The 15096-nt window shown below is 63.0% G+C and carries 14 protein-coding genes and 1 pseudogene; 10 read left to right on the top strand and 5 right to left on the bottom strand.

What is annotated here, in order from left to right:
* Positions 1-297 precede the first annotated feature (297 nt).
* The 10 genes and pseudogenes from BVER_RS12500 (at position 298) to BVER_RS12455 (ending at position 9284) form a co-directional block, all read left to right on the top strand.
* Positions 298-1155: an alpha/beta fold hydrolase gene (locus tag BVER_RS12500; RefSeq protein ID WP_050453571.1), complete on the top strand. Its 858-nt coding sequence runs from the start codon at positions 298-300 to the stop codon at positions 1153-1155.
* Positions 1148-2092 (top strand): flavin reductase, encoded by a 945-nt coding sequence (locus tag BVER_RS12495; protein WP_050453565.1) that lies wholly within the window; start codon positions 1148-1150, stop codon positions 2090-2092. The genes BVER_RS12500 and BVER_RS12495 overlap by 8 nt, the downstream gene beginning before the upstream one ends.
* A gap of 16 nt (positions 2093-2108) precedes the next feature.
* The gene (locus tag BVER_RS12490; protein WP_050453564.1) at positions 2109-2423 is read left to right on the top strand and encodes an NIPSNAP family protein; all 315 of its coding nucleotides are present in this window, start codon (positions 2109-2111) and stop codon (positions 2421-2423) included.
* A gap of 58 nt (positions 2424-2481) precedes the next feature.
* Positions 2482-3493, top strand: a pseudogene (locus tag BVER_RS12485) (ABC transporter substrate-binding protein).
* 27 nt (positions 3494-3520) lie between these two features.
* A complete protein-coding gene (locus BVER_RS12480) occupies positions 3521-4408 on the top strand; it encodes an ABC transporter permease (RefSeq protein ID WP_050453563.1) in 888 nt (295 codons plus the stop codon).
* A gap of 1 nt (position 4409) precedes the next feature.
* Complete coding sequence (locus BVER_RS12475; protein WP_050453562.1) at positions 4410-5198, top strand: ABC transporter permease; 789 nt, start codon at positions 4410-4412, stop codon at positions 5196-5198.
* Between the two features lie 11 nt (positions 5199-5209).
* Entirely contained in the window at positions 5210-6298 is a 1089-nt protein-coding gene (locus tag BVER_RS12470; RefSeq protein WP_050453561.1) for an ABC transporter ATP-binding protein, read from the top strand.
* 4 nt (positions 6299-6302) lie between these two features.
* Positions 6303-7001, top strand: coding sequence for a GntR family transcriptional regulator (locus BVER_RS12465; RefSeq protein ID WP_157056035.1), 699 nt, complete (start codon positions 6303-6305; stop codon positions 6999-7001).
* A gap of 51 nt (positions 7002-7052) precedes the next feature.
* Complete coding sequence (locus BVER_RS12460; protein ID WP_050453559.1) at positions 7053-8213, top strand: porin; 1161 nt, start codon at positions 7053-7055, stop codon at positions 8211-8213.
* Between the two features lie 81 nt (positions 8214-8294).
* Entirely contained in the window at positions 8295-9284 is a 990-nt protein-coding gene (locus BVER_RS12455) for an aldehyde dehydrogenase family protein (protein WP_440588097.1), read from the top strand.
* A 48-nt stretch (positions 9285-9332) separates the two neighbouring features.
* Here BVER_RS12455 and BVER_RS12450 read toward each other — a convergent pair whose 3' ends face one another.
* The 5 genes from BVER_RS12450 to BVER_RS12430 all read right to left on the bottom strand — a co-directional run bounded on the left by BVER_RS12450 (position 9333) and on the right by BVER_RS12430 (position 15095).
* Positions 9333-10058 (bottom strand): glutamine amidotransferase, encoded by a 726-nt coding sequence (locus tag BVER_RS12450; RefSeq protein ID WP_050453558.1) that lies wholly within the window; start codon positions 10056-10058, stop codon positions 9333-9335.
* A gap of 84 nt (positions 10059-10142) precedes the next feature.
* Positions 10143-11555: a purine-cytosine permease family protein gene (locus BVER_RS12445; RefSeq protein WP_050453557.1), complete on the bottom strand. Its 1413-nt coding sequence runs from the start codon at positions 11553-11555 to the stop codon at positions 10143-10145.
* Between the two features lie 73 nt (positions 11556-11628).
* Positions 11629-13098: an aldehyde dehydrogenase gene (locus BVER_RS12440; RefSeq protein ID WP_050453556.1), complete on the bottom strand. Its 1470-nt coding sequence runs from the start codon at positions 13096-13098 to the stop codon at positions 11629-11631.
* Between the two features lie 12 nt (positions 13099-13110).
* Positions 13111-14151, bottom strand: a complete 1041-nt coding sequence (locus BVER_RS12435) for an LLM class flavin-dependent oxidoreductase (protein WP_050453555.1) — start codon at positions 14149-14151, stop codon at positions 13111-13113.
* Positions 14152-14162: 11 nt separating this feature from the next.
* A complete protein-coding gene (locus BVER_RS12430; RefSeq protein ID WP_232316514.1) occupies positions 14163-15095 on the bottom strand; it encodes a flavin reductase in 933 nt (310 codons plus the stop codon).
* Position 15096 lies beyond the last annotated feature (1 nt).

Raw genomic sequence — 15096 nt, 5'->3', positions numbered from 1 at the left:
CGCTGGGCCTGCCGTCGGTCGGTCCAGCGCCGATCAACTGATCCGAACCGCCGTGTACGGACCCGTACGCACGGTGGTGTGGGAGGGGTCGGGCCGCGAGGCCTGCCCCTATCCCGATTTTTTTTTTCGCCTGCAGGTTTCGCCTCGCGGTCGATTTCAACGCGAACCGTATCATGGTATTCCATAATATTATCAGCGAAGCGAGGTTCGTAATATGGCATACCATCATCCAGTGAAAAATGCCGTGTGACGGTTCGAGGAAGACGCCATGAAGCAGGACACGAAGGAGTGGGGCGCATGAGGCCGGAACGAAGCCACGTGATCGCCGATGGCATGGCCGGCGTGACGCGCTACACGCTGTACGCGTCGCGTGCGGGTCAGGCTGCCGAAACGGTCGTGCTGATTCACGGCGTCGGCATGAATCGCAGCGTTTGGGCGCCGCAGGTCGATGCGCTCACCGCGCACTTTCAGGTGCTCGCCTACGACATGCCCGGCCACGGCGAGAGCGCGCTGCCGAGCGCCGAGCCGACGCTCGCCGAATACGCGATGCGACTCGCCGCGCTGCTCGATGCACTGAAGATCGAACGCGCGCATGTCGTCGGGCATTCAATGGGCGCGCTGGTCGCGCTCGAATTCGCGCTGACGTTTCCGGATCGCACGTCGAGCGTCGCGGCGCTGAATGCCGTCTACGACCGCACGCCCGGACAACGCGCGGCGGTCATGGACCGTGCATCGACGCTGGATGCGGGCGCGCGCGACGCCGGCGTGGACGCAACCATCGCGCGCTGGTTCGGCGTTCCGGTGCCGGCGCATCTCGAAGCGTCCGCGCGGGATCTGCGCGCCTTGCTGCTGTCGGTGAATCCGGAAGGCTATGCGCGCACCTATCGCCTGTTCGCGAGTTCGGACGCCGCGCATGTCGGCCGTCTCGGCGCGCTTGCGATGCCCGAGCTCTATCTGACCGGCGAGTTCGATCCGAACTCCAGTCCCGCGATGTCCGAAGCCATGGCGGCGGCATCGCGCGACGGGCGCGCGGAGATCATCGGCGGTGCGCGCCACATGATGAATGTCACCGATGCGGCGCGCGTCAACGAACGGCTCGGCGCATTTCTCACGCAGGCGATGCGCGCGCTATCCACAGGAGGACGTCATGACTGACACGACCAAAGAGCAAGCCATCGATATCGCTGAATTTCGCCGCGCGCTCGGCGCGTTCGTGACCGGCGTGACGGTCGTCACGACCATTCAACCGGATGGCTCGCCGCGCGGCTTCACGGCCAACTCGTTCACGTCGGTATCGCTCGATCCGCCGCTGATTCTGGTGTGCATCGCCAAGACGGCGTCGAGTCACGCGATCTTCTCCGCGACCGATCACTTCGCCGTGAGCGTGCTCGCCGAAGGACAGAAGGCGGTATCCGGCGTGTTCGCGTCGAAGTCCGCCGACAAGTTCGCGCAGGTCGACTGGCACGCACGCGTCACTGGCGCGCCGCTGATGAAAGGCGCGGCCGCGAGCTTTGACTGCAAGACGCACGATGTCGTCGATGCCGGCGACCACATCATTCTGATCGGCCGCGTGGTGGACTTCGCGCATACGACGTCGTCGCCGCTCGGTTACTGCCGTGGCGCCTACGTGAACTTCAGTCTGTCGCAGGAAGCGTTGTCGGCGGCGGGCGCGCGCGCCAAGGTCGGCGCGATCCTCGAACTCGACGACGGCATCGTGCTGCTCGATACCCCGAACGGGCTGGAGTTGCCCGCGGGCATCCGGCTCGAACCGTCGAGCGATGCCAACAGCCTGCGCGGCGTGCTCGCCACGCTCGGGCTGGACGCACATCTGGATTTTTTGTTCGCCGTATTCGAAAGCAGCAACGGCGTGCATGTGTACTACCGCGGACGCGTGAGCAGCGACGGCCTCGCATCGCGCGCGGCGAAAGTGCGCGTGGTCCCGCGCGGCGATATTCCGTGGGACCGCATTCAGGACGACGCCGTGCGCTCGATGCTGCAGCGCTACGTGCGCGAACGCAGCGAGGACGCGTTCGGCATCTATGTGGGCGACAGCGCGGCCGGAAAGGTCCAGTCGCTCGCCCATTCTCACTAACGCCTCCGGACCCGACATGTTCTACGAAATCCGCACGTATCGAATCAAGACGGGCGCGGTGCCTGCCTATCTCAAGCTGGTCGAGGAAGAAGGTATCGCGTTGCAGAAGAAGTATCTGAAGGACCTCGTCGGTTACTTCTTTTCGGATATCGGACCGCTGAACCAGATCGTCCATATCTGGGCGTATCCGTCGCTGGACGAACGCGAAGAACGGCGCGCCGCGCTCGCGAAAGACCCGGCATGGCAGGCGTTCGCGCCGAAGATTCAGGCGCTGATGGAAGAGATGGAAAACAAGATCATGCGGCCGGCGAACTTCTCGCCGTTGAGCTGAACATCGAGATAGACCGCACGGAATGCGGCTTCACACACCAATCAGGCAGGAGACACGAATGAACACGAAAAAAGCGCTTGTTGCAGCATCGATAGTCGCGCTGAGCACGCTCGCGCACGCCACCGATCCGATCGTCTTCACGAGTTGGGGCGGCACCACGCAGTCGTCGCAACAGAAGAACTGGGCGCAGCCGTTCGCGCAGGCCAACGGCATCAACGTGCTGATGGACGGACCGACCGACTACGGCAAATTGAAGGCGATGGTCGAAAGCGGCAACGTGACGTGGGACGTGGTCGATGTAGAAGGCGACTTCGCGTACGCGGCGCAAGCGGCGGGACTCGTCGAGCCGATCGACTACACCATCGTGAAGAAGGACGAACTCGATCCGCGCTTCGCGACGCCGAGCGCCGTCGGCAGCTTCTATTACTCGTTCGTGCTTGGCTACAACAAGGCCAAATACGCGAGCGCGCAGCCGCAGAACTGGACCGATCTCTTCGATACGAAGAAGTTTCCCGGCAAGCGCACGTTCTACAAGTGGTCCGCGCCCGGCGTGCTGGAAATCGCCTTGCTCGCGGATGGCGTGCCGGCCAACACTCTATCCGCTCGATCTCGATCGCGCGTTCAAGAAGCTCGACACCATCAAGAGCGACATCGTGTGGTGGAGCGGCGGCGCGCAATCGCAGCAATTGCTGGCATCCGGCGAAGCGCCGCTGGGCATGTTCTGGAACGGCCGGCTGCATGCGCTCGCGCAAACCGGCGTGCCGGTCGGCATCTCGTGGAACCAGAATCTGACCGCGGCGGACATGCTGGTCGTGCCCAAAGGCTCAAAGCACAAGGCCGAAGCGATGAAGTATCTCGCCTACGCGACGAGCGCGCAGGCGCAAGCCAAGTTCGCGACCGACACCAACTACGCGCCCATCAACACCAAGTCTCCGTCGATGATGCCCGCCGATGTCGCGAAGCAGTTGCCCGACAACTTCAAGACCTCGCAGATCAATCTCGACATGAAGTACTGGGCCGAGAATCGCGACGCCATCGCGAAGCGCTGGTACGCGTGGCAGTCGAAATAAGCCGCATCGTCTGGATTGGGAGTCATCATGCCGAACGTCCTCAGTACCGATACCGTCGCACCGCCCGCGCCCAAAGCGCGGCATAAACCGGACTGGCGCAGCCTGCGCCTGCTCGCTCCGGCGCTGCTCCTGCTGGCGATCTTCTTCGTGCTGCCGGTGCTGTCGCTTCTGCTTCGCAGCATCATGGAGCCGACGCCGGGTCTTCAGAACTATGCCGAACTGCTCGGTTCGACCACCTATCTGAAGGTCTTCGGCAACACCTTTCTGGTCGCAACCGTGGTGACCGTCGCCACCGTCGTGATCGGTTTTCCGACTGCGTGGCTGCTGGCCATCGCGCCGCGACGGATCAGCTCGCTGCTGTTCTCCATCCTGCTGCTGTCGATGTGGACCAACCTGCTTGCGCGCACTTTCGCATGGATGGTGCTGCTGCAATCGACCGGGCCGATCAATCGCCTGCTGATGGCGCTGCACATCATCAACGAGCCGCTCGCGCTGGTGAACAACCTCGTCGGCATCACGGTCGGCATGACCTACATCATGCTGCCGTTTCTCGTGATGCCTTTGCACGCCACGCTGCGCAGCATCGACGCCTCGACCTTGCGCGCCGCCGCCGTATGCGGCACGAGCCGCTGGCAGGCGTTCTGGCGCGTGCTCGTGCCGCTCGCGGTGCCGGGCATCGCATCGGGCGCGCTGATGGTGTTCGTGATGGCGCTCGGCTACTTCGTGACGCCCGCGCTGCTCGGCGGACCGTCGTACATGATGCTCGCCGAACTCATCGCGCAACTGGTGCAGGGGCTTTTGAACTGGGGCCTCGCGGGTGCCGCCGCCTTCGTGCTGCTCGCGGTCACGCTCGGTCTCTTCACGCTGCAACTGCGCTTCACCGGCGGCGCGCGTGCAAGCATGGGAGGAAAGTGACATGTTGCTCGACTTCGATCGTCTGGGTTCGCTCAAGTGGGTATTGATCGCAATCGGTTGCGCGGTCGGCTTGTTCCTCTTGCTGCCGATTCTCTTTATCGTCGCGCTGTCCTTCGGCGATTCGCAATGGCTCATCTTTCCCGCGCCGGGATGGACGCTGGAGTGGTATCGCCAGTTGTTCACCGATCCGGGCTGGGTCGATTCGCTGCTCACAAGCGCGAAGCTCGCCGTGATCGTCACGATCCTCTCGGTGGTGCTTGGGCTGCTCGCATCGCTGGCGCTGACACGCGGCAAGTTCATGGGACGCGGCGCGGTGCAGGCCTTCTTTCTCACGCCGATGGTCCTGCCCGTAGTCGTGCTCGCCGTCGCGTTGTATGCGTTCAGCCTGCGCGTCGGCCTGAACGGCACGACGACGGGTTTCGTCATCGGCCATCTGATCATCGCGCTGCCGTTCTCGATCATCTCGATCAGCAATTCGCTAGCGAGCTTCGATACCGCGCTCGTGTGCGGTGCATCGCCGCTTGAAGTGAAGCTGCGCGTGACCTTGACCGCCATTCACCTCGGCATCTTCGCCGCCGCGATCTTCTCGTTTCTCGCGTCGTGGGACGAGGTCGTGGTGTCCATCTTCATGTCGAGCCCGACCTTGCAGACCTTGCCGGTGCGCATCTGGTCGACGCTGCGTCAGGATCTGACGTCCGAGGTTGCGGCGGCGTCTTCGCTGCTCGTCGCGCTGACGACTTTTTTAATGCTGGCGGCAGCGGTTCTGCGCCGTCCCCGTTCCGTGAAGTGAGGTAACGCGCCATGACCACCGCATTCCTGCAAATCCAGCGCCTGCGCAAGACTTACGACGATGTCGTCGCGATCGATCAGGTCTCGCTCGACATCAAGCGCGGCGAATTCATGACCTTTCTCGGGCCGTCGGGTTCGGGCAAGAGCACGACGCTGTATATCGTCGCGGGCTTTCAGGAGCCGACCGAAGGACGCGTGCTGCTCGACGGCAAGCCCTTGCTTGCCGTCACGCCGAACAAGCGGAACATCGGCATGGTGTTTCAGCGCTATACGCTGTTTCCGCATCTGACCGTGGGCGAGAACGTCGCGTTTTCATTGCGCGTGCGACGCCGTCCGGATGCGGAAATCAAGGCGAAAGTCGAGAAGATGCTCGCGCTCGTGCATCTGTCGGAGTTTCGCGATCGCATGCCCGCGCAGTTGTCGGGCGGTCAGCAGCAGCGCGTGGCGATTGCGCGCGCGCTCGCCTACGATCCGCCCGTGCTGCTGATGGACGAGCCCTTGTCCGCGCTCGACAAGAAGCTGCGCGAGGAGATTCAACTGGAACTGCGCCGCATCCATCAGGAGACCGGCGTGACGATCCTGTACGTGACGCACGATCAGGAAGAAGCGCTGCGTCTGTCCGATCGCATCGCCGTGTTCAACAAAGGGCGTATCGAGCAATGCGGGACGGGCGAGGAGCTGTATGCGAATCCGGCGTCGAAGTTCGTCGCGAACTTCATCGGCAACTCCAATTTTCTGCCTGTGCGGGTGACGGCGAGCAACGCGGACGAATCGAGCGGTGTGTTTCCGAACGGCCTCGCCATTTCCACTGCCGGCAATCCGACGCTCAGCGCAGGCGACGACGGCACGCTGATGGTGCTGCCCGAGCAGATGCGCATTCGCGCGTCGGGCGCATCGAAGGCCGGGTCGGGATTGCCGGTGACGGTGCGCGATATCACCTATCTCGGCGACGCCATGCACTACGCGGTCGCGACGCCCTGGGAGCAGGAAATCTCGATCCGCATGCCGGCGGGCGCGCATCGCGACAGCGGTCTCGCGATCGGCACGCAGGCGCTCGTCGACTGGGACACGCGCGATGTCAGGCTCTTCGCGCAGGTCTGAACCTATGTTGCCGTCGCTGAAAGTCGAACGTCCGAACGTCACGCTGCGCGAACTCGCCTTGCAGAAGATGCGCACCGCCATCCTCGATGCGCGGTTTCTGCCGGGCGACCGGCTCGTCGAGCGTGCGCTGTGCGAAGAGCTCGGCGTGAGCCGCACCGTCGTGCGCGAAGTGCTGCGTCATCTGGAAACGGAAGGGCTGATACAGACGCTGCCGAATCAAGGCCCGATCGTCGCCATTCTCGATATGCAATCCGCCGCGGAAATCTACGAGATTCGCGCGCTGCTCGAAGGGGAAGCGGCGATGGCGTGCGCGCAGCAGGCCGACGAGACCTTGGTTACCGTGCTCGGCGAATGTATCGCCCACATCCAGCATGCGTTCGACGAGCAGGACCATTACGCGGTGCGCGATCTGACGTCCGCGTTCTACGAGCGCATGTTCATCGGCGGACGCAAGCATGTGGCATGGGAGATCGTGCAATCGCTGACGGCGCGGATCAACCGTCTGCGCGCATTGACGATCGCCTCCGACGATCGCGGGCGTCAGGTCGTCCAGGAGATGCAGCACATCCTCGCCGCGATTCGCGCGCACGACGGCCACGGCGCTCGTCTTGCCGCGCGAGCGCATGTCGAACGCGTGGCGGATATCGCGCGCGGCCTGCTGGGCGAAGGACACGAGAACGCGTCGTGGAGACGCGCGGGTTGAAGAACAACAGTTCAACCACCACGAACGATCCATGAGATCGGAGGAGAAGGCATGGCAAAGGGATGGGGCAAGGCGCGCGCGGCAGGCGCTTTTATCGGCGGCGCGTTGCTGGCGGTGAACGCGCACGCGCAATCGTCGGTCACGTTGTACGGCGTGATCGACGAAGGCATCGACTATGTGAACAACAGCGGCGGCCATTCGCTGTGGCGCATGGGCGACGGCACCTATGACGGCGTCTACGGAAGCCGCTGGGGTTTGAAGGGTCAGGAGGATCTCGGCGGCGGGCTGTCCGCGATCTTCAAGCTCGAAGCAGGCTTCAGCACCGAGAACGGACAGAGCCGTCAGGGCGGCCGCCTGTTCGGACGTCAGGCGTACGTCGGCCTGTCGGACACGCGTTGGGGCACGGTCACGCTGGGCCGTCAGTACGATTCGGTGGTGGACTATCTGCAACCGCTGACCGCGCCCGGACAACTCGCGGGACCGCTCGTTCACTCAGGCGATATCGACAATACCGACAACTCGTTTCGCGTCGACAACTCGGTCAAGTATGCGAGCCCGAAGATCGGCGGCCTGACCTTCGGCGGCCTCTATTCGTTCACCAACACGAATTCGCAGGGACGCGGCACGACCGGCTTGTGGAGCGTCGGCGCGAACTATGCCTTCGGTCCGTTCACCATCGCGGGCGCGTATCTGTATGCGAAGAATCCCGCGTTGCTGCTCACCGACGGCAACTATGTCGGCAATACGACGGGCGCGGCGATCGGCGCATCCGGGCCGTTCAGTTATGTCGGCAATCCGGCCAACGAACAGGTGTTCGGCGCGGGCGTCAACTATGCGATTGGCGCCGCGACGCTCGGCATCGACTATATGAACACCAAGTTCAACGATGCGAACGGCACGAACGGCACCGTGCGCTTCGACAACTACGAAGCCTGGGGCCGCTACAACCTCACGCCCGCCTGGTATGTCGGCGCGCAGTACGTGTATACGCACGGCAACATCGGCTATAGCCAGGCGATTCCGATCTATCACCAGGTCGGGCTGACCACGGCCTACGCACTGACCAAGCGCACCTCGCTCTATGCGATGGGCGTCTGGCAGAAAGCGGCGGGCGCGGCCTCGAACGCTGACATCTTCGATGGCGCGGTGGGATCGGAATCGAGCAGCAACCATCAGATCATGGGGCGGGTCGGCATCTATCACCTGTTCTGATTCGCGTTTGTCATACGCGCCGCGCGGCTCGCTTTTGTAGCGAGTCATGCGGCGCTTTTTCACTTTGTATAAGGATCGATTGTGGAACTGAACTCCATGCTGAAGGATGCATCGCTGCTCCGTCACGAGGCTTTTATCGACGGGCAATGGTGCAAGGCGGACACGGGCGAAAGCTTCGACGTGTTCGACCCGGCGACGGGCCGCTCGCTCGGCGGCGTGCCGAAAATGGGCGCGGCCGAAACCTCGCGCGCCATCGATGCCGCCAACGCAGCGTGGCCCGCCTGGCGTGCGAAGACCGCGAAGGAACGCGCCGCGATCCTGCGCCGCTGGTACGACCTGATGCTCGAAAACACCGACGACCTCGCGCTGATTCTCACGGCCGAACAAGGCAAGCCGATCGCCGAAGCGAAGGGCGAGATTACGTACGCGGCGTCGTTTATCGAATGGTTCGCGGAAGAGGGCAAGCGCGTGGCGGGCGACACGCTCGCGTCGCCGGCAGCGGACAAGCGCATCGTCGTCGTGAAGGAGCCGATCGGCGTGTGCGCCGCCATCACGCCGTGGAATTTTCCCGCTGCAATGATCACGCGCAAGGTCGGCGTGACGCTCGGACCGCTGATCGACGAAGCGGCGGTAAAGAAGGTCGAAGCGCATATCGCCGATGCGGTGAGCAAGGGCGCGAAAGTCGTCGCGGGCGACAAGCGTCACGCGCTGGGTCAAGGCTTCTTCGAGCCGACCGTTCTCACCGATGCCAGCGTTGATATGTGCGTCTCGAAGGAAGAAACCTTCGGGCCGCTCGCGCCCTTGTTCCGCTTTTCGACCGACGAAGAAGTGGTGCGTTACGCCAACGACACCGAATTCGGCCTCGCCGCCTATTTCTATAGCCGCGATATCGGCCGCATCTGGCGCGTGGCGGAACAGCTCGAATACGGCATGGTGGGGATCAACACGGGCGCGATCTCGAACGAGGTGGCCCCATTCGGCGGCGTGAAGCAATCGGGCCTGGGACGCGAAGGATCGCATTACGGCATCGACGACTATCTCGTCATCAAATACCTGTGCATGACGGTTTGAAGGCGCGCGAATGAACACGGCGGGGCCGACGACGGCCCCGCCCACCGCTTACACACGTTCGAGCGTGGCGCGTTGCACGAATTGCGCGAGCAAGCTCTGCGCTTCGTGCGTGTCCTGCAAGTTGCGCACGAGTTCCTCGGGATGCATGCCTTCGGCCAGCAGCGTGTCGGTGCGTCGCCGGATGCAGGTTTCCGTGATGGCGGGCGTGAACTCGGGATGAAACTGCACGGAAAGCGCATTCGCTCCGTATCGGACGATCTGATACGCATCGTGATCCGAGGCCGCGAGCGCGTGCGCACCCGGCGGCAGTTCCACGATGCTCTGCTCGTGCATCAGATGAGCCATGAAGGTCGGCGGCAACGTGCCGACGAGCGCATCGTCCGCTGCCGCAGGCGATAGCGTGATTCGCCGGCATCCCACTTCACGCCCGCGCGGATGATAGTCCACCCGTCCGCCGAGCGCGTGCGCCATCAACTGATGGCCATAGCACACGCCGAACAGCGGCATATCGATCGTCATCGCATCGCGTATCCACTGCGCCGTCGCTTCGCTCCACGGCAGGCGGTCGGTGACCATCGCCCACGAACCCGTGATCACGGCGATGCGGTTCGCATCCGGCGGCGGCAGGCTTTTGCCTTCGAAAACACGCACGCCTTCGGTCTCGACAGCGCCGCCCATCGCGCGGCTGAACCATGACGGAAAGTCGCCGTGGGGATGCCGCACGTCGTCGTGCGGCGTACCGGTTTGCACGAGCAGCAGCGGGGAAGAAGCCATGTCGAAAGTCGTCGTTGCAGGATGGAAAAAATCCGCCGGCGCAAAAGCGCAGGCGGACGTGTGCGAGCGTACGGCGGTTCTGTGTTACTTCGAAGCCTGCGCTCCGGCCGGCGCGCGGCGGCGCGAGCGCAGATCGTTCTTCGACGCGAAGACATAATAAACGAGCGCTGTGGCTACGAGTCCGACCATCCATGAAATATCCGCGCCGCCGAGGATATTCGCACACGGACCATGAAAGAAACTCTCTTCCATGAAGGGCACCTGAACGGCAATGCCGAACACATAGATGGCGATGGCCTTGAAGTTGAATTTCCCGTACGCCCCGCCCGTGCTGCCGATGATCTCCGACACCTGATAATGCCGGTCGTGGATCAGATAAAAATCGACGAGATTGATGGCGATCCACGGCGCGAGCACGATACGCATCGCAAAAATGGCCGTCAGAAACAGCGCGAGAAAATTGTTCGACGCCCACAGCGCCGTCATCGTCGACGCGATCAGCAGCACGCCCGACACGACGACGCGCACGTTGCGTCCCGGAATCCACTTCGGGCGAAAGGTCTGAGCGGCCGTGATGAACGAGAGCACCGCGCCGTACAGATTCATCCCGTTGTGCCCGATGATATTCACGAGAAACAGGAAGATCAGCACATAGCCGAACACGCCGGTCTGCGTCTGCACGGCTTGCATCGCATCGGTGGAATGACCGGCGCTCACCGCCATCACGCCGAAGACGAACGCGAAGATGGTGCCGAGCGAAGTGCCGAAATACGTGAACGCGAAGGTTCGCGCAAAGCCCGTGGACTTCGGCAGATAACGCGAATAGTCCGACGTATAAGGCGCGAAACTGATCTGCCATACCGCGCACAGGCCGAACATCGCGAACCAGTTGGAGAGCTCGAAGCTGCCGCGCCGGAACACTTCCGCATCCAGACCCGGCGCGATCAGCGACATGCCGATCAGCAGTGCGATCCCCATGAACCACGCGCCGATCTTGTTGAAACGGTGAATGAAGTTGTAGCCGATCACGCCGATCAGGGTCGCGAGCAGCGCGCCCGCGACGGTGCCGAACGACTCGGGTATCGCGGGCGCCGCCGTATGAAGCGTCTTGCCCACAAGGATGATGTTCGAGACGAAGAAGCCCAGATAGATGACGGTGGTGAAGCCCACCACCAGCAGCGAGCCGTAGCGGCCGAACTGCGCGCGGCTTTGAATCATCTGCGGCACGCCCACCAGCGGGCCTTGCGCCGACGTGAGCGCGTGAAAGAGAGCGCCGAAGAACTGCCCGGCGACGATGGCGAGAATCGCGCTCAAGAAGTCCAGCTTAAAAACCAGCACCGATGTCGCGCCCGATATCACCGCCAGCGGCGCGACATTGGTGCAGAACCACAGTGTGAACAAATCCTTGGGCTTGCCGTGCCGATGCTCCGGCCCGACGTATTCGATCGAATTGCTCTCGATGGTCAGAACGCTGTTGTCGTTCCCCGAGTCTTTCATTTTGTCTCCGTCTCCAGCTTGATGGGGTGGCGGCGCTACCACTGCATCAACGCGCCGCCGCTGCGCAGTCGTCTTAGCGCATCACGAACGGATTGCTGATCGGATCGTCCGAGGTACGCAGCCACACGGTTCTTGTTGTCGTGTATTCCAGTGCGGCGCTCATGCCGCCTTCGCGTCCATGTCCCGACAGGCCGAAGCCGCCGAACGGCGCGAGCGGCGATACCACGCGATACGTGTTGATCCAGACGATGCCGGACCTGATTCGCTTCGACACGCGATGCGCGCGTGTCAGATTGCTCGTGAAGATGCCGGCGGCGAGTCCGTACACGGTGCTGTTCGCCTTCTCGATGGCTTCTTCTTCCGTGGTGAACGTATCGACCGACAGCACCGGTCCGAACAGTTCCGTCGTGATGCAATCGGGGCGATCGGCGTGGCTGCAATCGACGATGGTCGGCGCGTAAAAGAAACCGTCGCGATCCAGCGCGCGGCCGCCCGTCAGCACGGTCGCCCCTTGTTTCAGGGACTTTTCGACGACCGCTTCGATATTCCTGCGCTGACGCTCCGTGCAGAGCGGTCCGAACTCGGTCTGCATGTCGATCGGCGAACCGATGCGGATACGCTCGACGCGTTCCACGAGCATCGCGAGGAAACGGTCCTTCACCGATGCCTCGACCAGCAGGCGCGAACCCGCCACGCAGCTTTGCCCGCTCGCCGCGAAGATCGCCGCGACTTGCGCGTTCACCGCGCTTTGAATATCGGTATCGGCGAATACGATGAACGGCGACTTGCCGCCCAGTTCGAGCGACACTTTCGCCAGGTTGTTCGCCGTGTTCGCGACGATATGCTTCGCCGTTTCCGGTCCGCCGGTAAACGCGACATTGGAGACCTTCGGATGGCCGCTCAGGACGGCGCCGCATTCCGGACCGAAGCCCGTGATGACGCTGACCACGCCCGGCGGAAAGCCCGCTTCGTGGATCAGTCTGGCGAATTCGAGCAACGGTCCCGGCGCTTCTTCCGATGCCTTGAGCACGACCGTGCAACCCGCCGCGAGCGCGGGACCGAGCTTCTCCGCCGACAGAAAAAGCTGGCTGTTCCACGGCACGATCGCGGCGACGACACCGACCGGCTGCCGCTCGAGCCAGACCTGCATATCGGGCTTGTCGACGGGAATGTGGCTGCCTTCGAGCTTGTCCGCGATGCCCGCGTAATAGCGGTAATACTCCGCCACGTACGCGATCTGACTCGACGTTTCGCGGATGATCTTGCCGGTGTCGTGAGTCTCGATTTCGGCGAGACGCGGCGCGGCTTTCTCGACGAGATCGGCGAGCTTGTAGAGCAGCTTGCCGCGCGCCGAGGCGGTGAGGCCCGCCCACGCGCGGTCGTTTAGGGCGCGGCTGGCGGCGTCGACGGCGCGGTTCACCTGTTCCGTGCGCGCTTCGGGCATGTCGGCCCAGACCTGGCCGGTCGCCGGATTCACGCTGCCGAAGGTTGCCGCGCCCGCTTCGAACTTGCCGTCGATATAAAGCTGAAATTGCGTATTCATGGCGTCGTCACCTCACGCGAAGGCGGGCATCACATCGTTGATCATGCGTTCGAGCGAGGCGCGCTTGCGCTCGAAACTCATGCCCGTGTCGATCCAGAAGGAATATTCGTCGAAGCCGAGCGCCTCGTAAGCCTTGAGTCGCGCGATGACTTCTTCGGGCGTGCCGATCACGTTGTTCTTGCGCATCGCCTCGGGCGTGTAGAACGGATGCGCGGCCATTTCTTCCTTCGTGAGCGGCTTGATCATGCCGCGGCTGACCGGATGTTCGTTCTTGAACCACGCGCCGAAGTAGTTATAGAAGACGTTGACTTCGTCGGCGGCGACCTGCGCGTCGTCTTCGCTGCTCGCGACATACGTATGGCGCAGCAGCATGATTTGCGGCCGCGGCACATCGCTGAATTTTTCGCAGGCGGCATTGAAGTGGCCGACGAGTTTCTCGACTTCCTCGTCGCCCTGATGCAGCGGCGTCACCTGTACGTTGCAACCGTTCGATACCGCGAATTCGTGGCTGTTCGGATCGCGCGCGGCGACCCAGATGGGCGGATGCGGCTGTTGCAGCGGCAGCGGCGACGATGTCGAAGAAGGGAAACGCCAGTACTCGCCTTCGTGCGCGTAGTCGCCTTGCCACAGTTTCTGGACGGCCGGAATCAGTTCGCGCATGCGCTGTCCGGCGTGCCATGCGTCGAGCCCCGGCGACAGGCGTTCGTATTCGTACGAATACGCACCGCGCGCGATGCCCAGTTCCAGCCGCCCGTTCGTGATGATGTCGGTCATCGCCGCTTCGCCCGCCAGCTTGATCGGATGCCAGAACGGCGCGATCACCGTGCCCGTGCCGAGCCGCACGTTCTTCGTCTTGTTGGCGAGATCGACCAGATTGAGAAACGGATTCGGCGCGATCGTGAAGTCCGTGCCGTGATGCTCGCCGGTCCACACGGCATGCATGCCGCCGCGATCGGCGATCATCTGGCACAGTTCGACCATCTCGTCGTAAAGCTGCTTCTGAGTGGTCTTGTCGGAGACGCGCTTCATATGAGCGAAAAGTGAAAAACGCATGGTGTGACCTTTCAGGAATGAAGCGGACGGACGGTGCCGTTGCTGTGGTCGCCGAAGTACAGACCGTAACTCTTCAACTGACTTTCTCGGCGGTAACGCGCGAGCATGCTGGCGAGCGCGCTGTCGGCGAACGAATCCGGCGCGATATCCGCGAGATCGACGAATTCGCCCGATGCCGCGACTTCGTCGGGCGCACTGCACAAAAACGCGATGTACTGGTGATGCGTCTCGGTGTTGTTGTACGCCGAATAGATAAAGCTCGCCGACGCATCCGGCTGATACTTGCCGAAGAGTTCGGCCATCGCCTTGTCCGCGCCCGACCGGCCGATCTCTTTCGAAGGAAGCGTCCATTTGCCGTCGGCGGTGCGCGCGAGCAGCACCTTGTCGTCGCGCGCGATGATCGCGCTCACCACGACCTTCGGCCCCGCGATGACTTCCGCCGCGACCGCGGCCGGCGTGAAATAGCCGCCGCGGTAGTAGCCGAGGCCCGCGTAGCCGGCCGAATGAAACGCTTCGATCTTGCCGAGGATCAGCGCGTGATCGCCCGCGTCGACGATCTTGTGCGTCGTGCAGTCGAACCACGCGCTCACACCGTCGATCAGCGGATTGGCGTGCTCGCTCAGCCGCCAGCCGACGGTGGGGAAGCGGTCGTCGCTCGGGCGGGCGAACGTGTTGGAGACGTCCTTCTGTCCTTCCGCGAGGATATTGATCGCGAAATGGCCGGCGCTCGCGAACGTCCGATAGTTGCTCGACGTCTTCGCGATGCTCACCAGCAGCAATGCCGGATCGAGCGATACGGACGAAAACGAATTCGCGGTGAAGCCGAGCGGCGCGCCGTCGCCGCGCGTGGTGGTGACGACGGTGACGCCCGTCATGAATGCGCCGAACGCGTCGCGCAATTCGCGCGTGTTGATCGGCGCGGCAGATACGTTAAGCGTGCTCAAC

The organism is Candidatus Burkholderia verschuerenii (genome assembly GCF_001189365.1).
In the GTDB taxonomy this organism is placed as follows: domain Bacteria; phylum Pseudomonadota; class Gammaproteobacteria; order Burkholderiales; family Burkholderiaceae; genus Caballeronia; species Caballeronia verschuerenii.
The sequence above is the reverse complement of the archived record's forward strand: the minus strand, read 5'-3'. Positions and strand labels throughout refer to the sequence as shown.

Excerpts from the sequence above, each read along its gene's own strand:
- BVER_RS12500 (WP_050453571.1), top strand. The coding sequence starts at position 298 with ATGAGGCCGGAACGAAGCCACGTGATCGCCGATGGCATGGCCGGCGTG.
- BVER_RS12495 (WP_050453565.1), top strand. The coding sequence starts at position 1,148 with ATGACTGACACGACCAAAGAGCAAGCCATCGATATCGCTGAATTTCGC.
- BVER_RS12490 (WP_050453564.1), top strand. The coding sequence starts at position 2,109 with ATGTTCTACGAAATCCGCACGTATCGAATCAAGACGGGCGCGGTGCCT.
- BVER_RS12480 (WP_050453563.1), top strand. The coding sequence starts at position 3,521 with ATGCCGAACGTCCTCAGTACCGATACCGTCGCACCGCCCGCGCCCAAA.
- BVER_RS12475 (WP_050453562.1), top strand. The coding sequence starts at position 4,410 with ATGTTGCTCGACTTCGATCGTCTGGGTTCGCTCAAGTGGGTATTGATC.
- BVER_RS12470 (WP_050453561.1), top strand. The coding sequence starts at position 5,210 with ATGACCACCGCATTCCTGCAAATCCAGCGCCTGCGCAAGACTTACGAC.
- BVER_RS12465 (WP_157056035.1), top strand. The coding sequence starts at position 6,303 with ATGTTGCCGTCGCTGAAAGTCGAACGTCCGAACGTCACGCTGCGCGAA.
- BVER_RS12460 (WP_050453559.1), top strand. The coding sequence starts at position 7,053 with ATGGCAAAGGGATGGGGCAAGGCGCGCGCGGCAGGCGCTTTTATCGGC.
- BVER_RS12450 (WP_050453558.1), bottom strand. The coding sequence starts at position 10,058 with ATGGCTTCTTCCCCGCTGCTGCTCGTGCAAACCGGTACGCCGCACGAC.
- BVER_RS12445 (WP_050453557.1), bottom strand. The coding sequence starts at position 11,555 with ATGAAAGACTCGGGGAACGACAACAGCGTTCTGACCATCGAGAGCAAT.
- BVER_RS12440 (WP_050453556.1), bottom strand. The coding sequence starts at position 13,098 with ATGAATACGCAATTTCAGCTTTATATCGACGGCAAGTTCGAAGCGGGC.
- BVER_RS12435 (WP_050453555.1), bottom strand. The coding sequence starts at position 14,151 with ATGCGTTTTTCACTTTTCGCTCATATGAAGCGCGTCTCCGACAAGACC.